The sequence below is a fragment of the Pseudomonadota bacterium genome, assembly GCA_026388215.1.
Lineage (GTDB): Bacteria > Desulfobacterota > Syntrophorhabdia > Syntrophorhabdales > Syntrophorhabdaceae > JAPLKF01.
Map to the genome: position 1 here is coordinate 1 of JAPLKF010000244.1, position 5,849 is coordinate 5,849.

7 protein-coding genes, 1 tRNA gene and 1 pseudogene are annotated in these 5,849 nt (G+C 41.1%); 5 read left to right on the forward strand and 4 right to left on the reverse strand.

Translation table 11 applies throughout. The annotated features are described in order from the left end of the window. Nucleotides 1-437: 437 nt before the first annotated feature. A complete protein-coding gene (locus tag NTU69_11745) occupies nucleotides 438-692 on the reverse strand; it encodes a hypothetical protein (GenBank protein MCX5804182.1) in 255 nt (84 codons plus the stop codon). A gap of 204 nt (nucleotides 693-896) precedes the next feature. Between NTU69_11745 and NTU69_11750 the strand changes: the two genes are divergently transcribed. From NTU69_11750 to NTU69_11765, 4 genes are all read left to right on the forward strand, one after another. Continuing rightward, nucleotides 897-1,433 (forward strand): hypothetical protein, encoded by a 537-nt coding sequence (locus NTU69_11750; GenBank protein MCX5804183.1) that lies wholly within the window; start codon nucleotides 897-899, stop codon nucleotides 1,431-1,433. 54 nt (nucleotides 1,434-1,487) lie between these two features. After that, complete coding sequence (locus NTU69_11755; protein ID MCX5804184.1) at nucleotides 1,488-1,691, forward strand: DUF739 family protein; 204 nt, start codon at nucleotides 1,488-1,490, stop codon at nucleotides 1,689-1,691. Nucleotides 1,692-1,693: 2 nt separating this feature from the next. Then, nucleotides 1,694-2,548: a replication protein gene (locus NTU69_11760; protein MCX5804185.1), complete on the forward strand. Its 855-nt coding sequence runs from the start codon at nucleotides 1,694-1,696 to the stop codon at nucleotides 2,546-2,548. Between the two features lie 62 nt (nucleotides 2,549-2,610). After that, entirely contained in the window at nucleotides 2,611-3,786 is a 1,176-nt protein-coding gene (locus NTU69_11765; GenBank protein MCX5804186.1) for a tyrosine-type recombinase/integrase, read from the forward strand. 19 nt (nucleotides 3,787-3,805) lie between these two features. Here the strand turns inward: NTU69_11765 and NTU69_11770 are convergent. The 3 genes and pseudogenes from NTU69_11770 to NTU69_11780 form a co-directional block, all read right to left on the reverse strand. Beyond that, a tRNA-Ser gene (locus NTU69_11770) sits at nucleotides 3,806-3,896 on the reverse strand. Then, nucleotides 3,877-4,335 (reverse strand): annotated as a pseudogene (tadA, locus tag NTU69_11775) (tRNA adenosine(34) deaminase TadA). The gene NTU69_11770 and the pseudogene tadA overlap by 20 nt, the downstream one beginning before the upstream one ends. Before the next feature lie 66 nt (nucleotides 4,336-4,401). Next, nucleotides 4,402-4,992, reverse strand: a complete 591-nt coding sequence (locus tag NTU69_11780) for a hypothetical protein (GenBank protein MCX5804187.1) — start codon at nucleotides 4,990-4,992, stop codon at nucleotides 4,402-4,404. 42 nt (nucleotides 4,993-5,034) lie between these two features. On the opposite strand from NTU69_11780, the gene larE reads away from it, so the two are divergent. Continuing rightward, nucleotides 5,035-5,849, forward strand: an 815-nt coding sequence (larE, locus tag NTU69_11785; GenBank protein ID MCX5804188.1) for an ATP-dependent sacrificial sulfur transferase LarE, incomplete at its 3' end; no start/stop codon positions are given.

Genomic DNA, 5,849 nt, shown 5'->3' on the forward strand with positions numbered 1-5,849 from the left:
TGAAAACGCTGGGGCGGTTAAGAAGGCACTCATAGGCCCTATTGCAATGGCCGTGAACACTTCCCTCCAATGGGATTTTCCTTCCGGGATGGTCTTGGCAGTGGGGACGGCGTTAGTGGTCGATAGCAGCTCAAACACGGCCCTAACAATATTTGCCTGGGGGCGAGTAGAATAATATGTCGGGGATCTTCTCCGATATTGTGACGCTGGCGAGTAGCGGCCGGAAACGGTAAAACTCGACTGGGCCAGCTTGCAGGTGTCCAGTTTTCAAATAACAGCAAGCAGCCGATGGTGGGCTTATCCGGCCTGTGAATCGGTAAAAGACCTGGCCATTCATCGAACAGATGGTCAGGCCTCCTTTTTATTAGCCTGCATCTACACCCATATCAAGCACCCTGACAAAAAAGAATATAAGGAGGCATATATGCCAGGGTAAGCTAAATATACCCCTCTGGTGCAGTCTTTACAGCCTTATCCCATGCTTCTTTTTGTTCAGCAGGTTCGAGTTTGGTAAGGGGACGGACTTGAGATTCTGTTTTGGGAATGACACCAATTGGTGTCAAATTGTCCGTAACCTCAGTAGAAGATATAAGTCTATTTGCATGTGTTTTACTCATTCCCCATTTTTCTTTACAATACTCCTCAAAAGTTCCATATTGTTCCCTGTAAAGCCTGCTATCCCTGATTTTCATAAGGGCTTTTCCGACTTCATAGAAGGCATGTCACATCTTGTCCTCAAATACCTTTTTTTTGATGCATGGATGTGTAGTGATTTTAGACATAGGTATACCCCCCTACTGTTGGGAAATTCAGGATCAGGGATATTTCAGGGGGTAGAAAAATTTTTAATTTTTTTCTTGACATTAGATTTCAATGAGGTATATATTGTATCTACCATGCAGATAAAAAGAACTGAGTTTACAACTTATGATATTCAAAAAGCCCTGAATCTCCCCCGTGAAAGGTTTAGGGATTGGATCAACCGGGGGTTTGTTGCGCCGTCAGTGGCCGCTGAGGGTTCAGGGACAAAGGCAATTTTTACCATTCAAGACGTTTATGGGGTTGCACTCTTCCGTGACTTGATTGAACACGGTTATAGTAGAGACGTGGCGAGTGATTATGTGAAGGCGTTTATGAAGCAACTGAAGAAAGAAAAAGACAACCCGGATTATGAAAAAACTGCGTATATTCTATATAGGGTGTTTGTTAGAGAAGGAAAAGAAGTTGACGAAGCCCTTCTTCTCAGACCGGGCGCATGGAAGATTGATCTCGAAAGTGGCAACATAGATTGGGCTTTAACTAATCCAAAGTTTAAGAAAATATTTGATAGTATAGATCCACCCCCTATTAAAAATAAAGATTGGCACGTACTTCATGTTGTTAATTTTGAAGCTTTGCGTAAAGAAGTTGATGCAGCATTAGCACGGCTATGATTTTTTTATAAATAGGAAGGTGGATATTATAACCACCCATGAAGGAGGTAGCACATGAAGTCAATAAACAGAGAATTAAGGGCAGCGATTGTATTGAAATTTGGAACTCAATATAACTTTTCAGCAGCATTGGGGGTGCCAAACAATATGGTATCCCTCGTTGTATGTGGCAACAAGGTCCTCAACGATGAGCAGAAGCGGCACTGGGCGAGGGTCTTGAACGTCAAGGACATCGAGAGGCTCTTCCCTAAAGGATAATTATGGCAAGTCCACAAAAAGAAAATGGCCACATTGACATTGCTCACGAGATAGCAGAGGCATTCTATAAACTTCAATTATCCGGTAATGAATGGCGCATCCTTTGGGTTATTTTTAGACAGACTTATGGTTGGCACAAAAAGACGGATCGAATCAGTGTTACACAATTCCAGCAAAGGACAAATCTAAAGCGTAGGCATGTTTCAAGAGCTTTAAAAGACCTTATTGATAGATATATCGTCACCAAAAATGACACTACTTTTATTACAACATACGGATTTAATAAGGATTATTCAAAATGGCTACCGTCACCAAAAATGGCAGATGTCAAAATTGGTGATACCCCAGTGTCAAAATTGGTGACGGAAGCGTCACCAAAAATGGTGCCCACAAAAGAAACAAAAGAAACTATACAAAAGAAAAAAGATATATATGTATTCTCCCCAGAGTTGTTTGAAACCTTTTGGATGAAATATCCTGCTCGAAATAGAAAGGTACTCGGTAAACCAAAATGTCTTAAATATTTTAAGTCATGTAAATTTACAGATTGGGAATCTTTAATTAAGGCTACTGAGAATTATTGCAATAGCAAAACAGCCATGGATGGATTTGCAAAAGACCCGATAAATTTTCTTAAAGAAGATTACTGGCGAGACTGGATAGAACCAGAAAAACCAGACAGTATATTCGATACTCCCGAACACCATACCAGCATATTTGATACTCCCCCGTCCATTTCCCATGAAGAACCTAAATATTATGAACACGAGACTTATGATCAAGAGAAAATAGATGCAGTCCACAGCCTTGTCGCAGATATAGAAAAGAAGATAACCGGGATACAAAATAAAATATGAATAAGTTGACATTAAATATGGACTTTGCTTATAATCCCTTAAAAAATGAAGGGGGGTTAAGCATGGCTGGACATATTAGGTGTTCCAAGTGTAGACATACCATCAATGGCCCATTGTGTGGATGTGGCAGTGTCAAGGTCCATATATCTCTCTATTCGAAGGGGAAGCATTATAAGGTTGGCAAGGATAGAGAGGGCGACATTCTCACTTACTACAAGGCAAAGAGGCTACTTGAAAACATCCGGAGTGAAATTGACAGGAAAAAGTTTGACATAACAAACTGGTTACCAGGGAAGATACGGGAAAGGCTATTTATCAACAAGATGGATGAATGGCTTGCCTTAAAAGAAAATGAGGTCGAGACAAAAGAGCTGGCTCCTGAGACCTTTCGATGTTATCAGAGTTATACGAAAAACCACTATAAACCCTTCAATAGTATGGATGTGAGGGACATTACCTTTGCAGATTTGGAGGTATTTAAGGATAAACTACCAGGGCATTTGAAGATAAAGAGTAAGAAGAACATCCTCAATGCTTTAAAATCATTTTTTGTTTGGCTACGTAAGAAGGGGGTCGTCAAAGAGGTTCCACTATTTCCTGAAATAAAAGGTGATGACGCTACTGTGAGAATTGCGCTTGATTATGATGATCAGGCCGAGGCATTGAAAAAGATACCAGAGGACCATAAAGATATTATCGAATTCATGTTTGAAACAGGACTCAGGATAGCAGAGGCATGTTCCCTGAAAATATCAGATATTGACACAAAAGAGGGGAAGGCATTAATCCAGCGTACATATAGCGGGAGTGTCTTAAAAGAGAATACAAAGGCAAACAGCAAGAAGTGGATACCATTGAGCGACAAGGCTATTGAGATAGTGTTAAAAAATTCTCACAGCAAACACCCTGGTCTATTCTTATTTATCAATAGTGCTACTGGTAGAGGCTATAGACAGGAGTTTTTGAGAAGGTTATGGCACAAGTATTCAGATCTTGATGTCACCCTCTATGAATCTACGAGGCATTCATTCTGCACACAGATTGCAGAGAGCGGGATATGCAATACTTTACAAGCGAGAGAATTAATGCGCCATAGTGATATTAGAAGTACTGAAAAATACTTTCATGGGAGTATTCCAAAGCTGAGAGACATTGTTAATTCAAGAGGCAAAATTATTGAGCTCAGGAAACCAAAAGGAAACGAGAAGGAAACGAGTTTGAGCAATGTATCTAATTGATTTTATTATACTTTATATTCGGAGAGGGTGGGATTCGAACCCACGGTCCGCGTGTTAGACGGACAGCCGATTTCGAGTCGGCCCCGTTATGACCGCTTCGGTACCTCTCCTCATCTGAAAGAACCTTTTTAACAGTGCCTCACTCTTTTCCTTTAATACACCGCCTCTGACCTCGAGTTTGTGGTTGAGCGGTAACTTACTCACATCTAACACCGAACCAAATGCACCTCTTTTTGAATCAAAACATCCAAAGACAACCCTTCTTATCCTCGCCTCTATGATCGCACCTGCACACATTATGCAAGGCTCCTTTGAGACAAACAGGGTGCATCCTGTCAACCTGTAATTATTCAAGACCTTTGACGCCTCCTCAATTGCAAGGATTTCGGCGTGGGCAGTGGCTTTGTTCGTATGGATGGTAAGATTATGGGCTTTTGATATAATCTCGTTATCCTGAGATACTATGACTGCACCCACCGGAACCTCTTCTTTATCAAAGGCAGCCATTGTCTCCTTTAAACAGAGCTTCATGAAATATTCATCTTTCATGCCTAAAATATACCCGTGATTGCGTATAAAATCAATGGATTTAGCTATCAGCTACCAGCAAACGAATCAATCTTGCATATTGGCTGCTGCGCCTTCAAAAAATGGATGTGTAGAATGCTCAATACGCTCCTTCATCCTTACAATATATTCCGGTCTTATTCCGTCCTTCCACCGGGGGTAGCCCCCGAGCCACAGATATTTCAAAAGTTCGTGAAATCCCTGTTTGCTGAAGAGGTACTCACCTATCCTGATGGTCTGGTTTACTGCGTCCACAACAACCTGTATCTTTGATATTGCGGTGTATCTTCTCACGACACCTTCCACAAGCTCCCTGTTTATATAGCCATTAGGATTCTGCTTGAATTTATCCGTTTCATGAGGGAAGGGAAAATGCCCGTACACCTCGCCGATAAAACCACTCAATTCAACACCGTTTATAGCTCCCATAAGATTACCAATTTGCCTTATTTCAAGAATATACGCATCCCATTCCGTCTCAAATATTTTTCTCGATTCCTCTCCGGCAAGCTCAATAATTCGTTCTGACATATCATTGGCAAAGAAAAAATAATCGTTCAGGAGAATCATATCGGTCTCTATATTGAAAAAACCGAATGGCACTTCACCATGACTCAGTGACTCAAAAAGTAGTGGCATAAAATCTCCCAATATTTATCTGGAATATACCAGAAGGGGATTTTGATAGCAAATACTAAATATCTGAGGTTGAATAAGGCCTTCCCCTCTGTTATAGTAGTCGTTATGAATCTTGACTCAAAATATGAGACATTAAAAACCATCATAAAGGGGTTTGAAGGTGTGCTTGTTGCGTTTTCAGGGGGCGTGGACAGTACGCTTCTCCTTAAGGCCTGCGTTGATGCGCTTGGCAGGGAAAATGTGCTTGCATTTATCGCTTCATCTCCAACCTATCCTGCAAAAGAAATTGAAGAAGCAATAAACACTGCACAAGCAATCGGGGCAGAGTATGTGGTTATAGAAACAGATGAAATGGAAGATGCTGATTTTATCCAGAACACAAAGAATAGGTGTTATTACTGCAAATTACATCTCTTTGATAAGGCATGGGAAATTGCAAAAGAAAGAGGATTAAAGCGTATAGCTGAAGGCTCAAATCTTGATGATATGAGTGATTTCAGACCAGGGCGAAAGGCCTGCGCTGAACAGAGTGTGGTTAGTCCGCTGCTCGATGCGCAACTCACCAAGAGTGAGATCAGGAATTTATCGAGAGCCCTGTCGCTACCCACTCACGATAAACCCTCATACGCCTGTCTTGCATCAAGGATACCTTATGGAACACCTATTAACAGCAATATATTAAAAAAGATTGAGCTTTCAGAAGAATTTATAAAGTCCTTCAATATAAAGCAGGTCAGGGTGAGATATCACGGCAGTATTGCGAAAATAGAGGTAGCAGAAGAAGAGATTGATAGAGTTATAGCCTATAGGAACGAAATAGCCGAAGCATTGACACGCTATGGGTTTACTTATGTGTC